Below are 248 nucleotides of genomic sequence, written 5' to 3'. Positions count from 1 at the left end.
ATGGTGATGGTGACGGTGTGCTCGGTGCCATCCACAGACTGCACGGTGAAGGTCTCGACCTTGGTCTCCCCTTCGCCCAGGTACTGCACCTTGCTGTTGTCGACGTTGTAGGTCCAGGCCCCGCCTTCGGTGATGGTCAGGCTACCCAGTGCGCCAGCGCTCGGGGTGCCGTTGCCAGCCAGGAACTTGGCCTCGTCGGCGCCGTCCACGTCGGTCACGCTCAGGGTGCCGGTCTCGGTCAGAGTCGG

Annotated in this window: 1 protein-coding gene; it reads right to left on the bottom strand. The window is 65.3% G+C overall.

Going from position 1 to position 248, the window contains the following annotated elements:
* On the bottom strand, positions 1–248 hold a 248-nt coding region (locus tag KW824_RS20795), incomplete at both ends, for a VCBS domain-containing protein (protein ID WP_218410903.1).

This window comes from Aeromonas sp. sif0611 (genome assembly GCF_019218845.1).
GTDB lineage: Bacteria > Pseudomonadota > Gammaproteobacteria > Enterobacterales > Aeromonadaceae > Aeromonas > Aeromonas media.
Note: the sequence above shows the minus strand (reverse complement) of the source record. Positions and strands in the feature narration are given on the sequence as shown.